This is a genomic window from Allokutzneria sp. NRRL B-24872, assembly GCF_002155965.1.
In the GTDB taxonomy this organism is placed as follows: domain Bacteria; phylum Actinomycetota; class Actinomycetes; order Mycobacteriales; family Pseudonocardiaceae; genus Allokutzneria.
The window spans coordinates 1-873 of sequence record NZ_MUMH01000329.1 but is presented as its reverse complement, the minus strand read 5'-3'; the positions used below and the strand labels follow the sequence as shown (position 1 = coordinate 873).

Genomic DNA, 873 nt, shown 5'->3' with positions numbered 1-873 from the left:
TCCGCGCCGTGCGCCTTCGCCGCCCTGGCCTGCTCGATCACCCGGGGCGTCGCGGTGTCGATGACCCCCGCCAGTACCGGGACCTGCCCGGCCGACACCCCCGCGACGATCTCCAGGACGCGGCTGCGGGACTGGTCGGTGAGGTAGCCGACCTCGCCGGTGGAGCCGGTGACGAAGAGCCCGTGCACGCCCGCGTCGAGCAGGTGCCGGGTGAGGCGTTCCAGCGAGACCTTGTCGATCTCGCCCTCCGGGGTCAGCGGTGTGCACAGGGGAGGGATGACGCCGGACGTGGGCAGGCTGGTCATTGCTTCTCCGTTTCGCTGCGAAGCTCCGGTGCCACCTGGTCGGCGGCCACCGTGCGGTCGACCACGAGGTCGTCCTTGTGGAACAGGCGTTGCACCCGTGCGGGCGCGTCGATCGCGATGAGCACGATCACCACGAGCGTGAGCCCGAACGTCAGGCCGCCCAACGCCGTCGCGAGCCCGGTCTGCTGGGCGATGGTCGCGCCGAGCACGGGGGCGACCGCGCCGCCGAGCGCGCCGACGTTGTAGGTGAAGCCGAGCCCGGCCGCGCGCTGCGAGGTCTCGAAGTACCCGGCGACGAGCTTGGGCAGGATGCCGGAGATCCCCTGCGCCAGCGCCTGCTGGCAGAACAGCAGGATTCCCAGCAGCAGCAACTGGTTCCCGCCCAGCGCGAACACCGGCAGCACGAACAGCAGCGAGGCCAGCAGGGTGAGGCTGTAGGCGCGCCGCGTGCCGAGCCAGTCCCCGACGAACCCGGCCAGCCAGCAACCGACCATCGTGCCGAAGCCCGCGAAGAACAGCACGTTCGCGACCTGCGCGGGGTCGTAGCCCAGCTCGGTCTTGAGGTAGG

The 873-nt window shown here is 71.2% G+C and carries 2 protein-coding genes; both read right to left on the bottom strand.

Translation table 11 applies throughout. From position 1 onward, the window contains the following. On the bottom strand, positions 1 to 305 hold a 305-nt coding region (locus CCN37_RS37845), incomplete at its 3' end, for a dihydrodipicolinate synthase family protein (protein ID WP_143262048.1). Next, the coding region (locus CCN37_RS37840; protein ID WP_143262047.1) for an MFS transporter at positions 302 to 873 on the bottom strand (572 nt) is incomplete at its 5' end. The genes CCN37_RS37845 and CCN37_RS37840, both read right to left, overlap by 4 nt.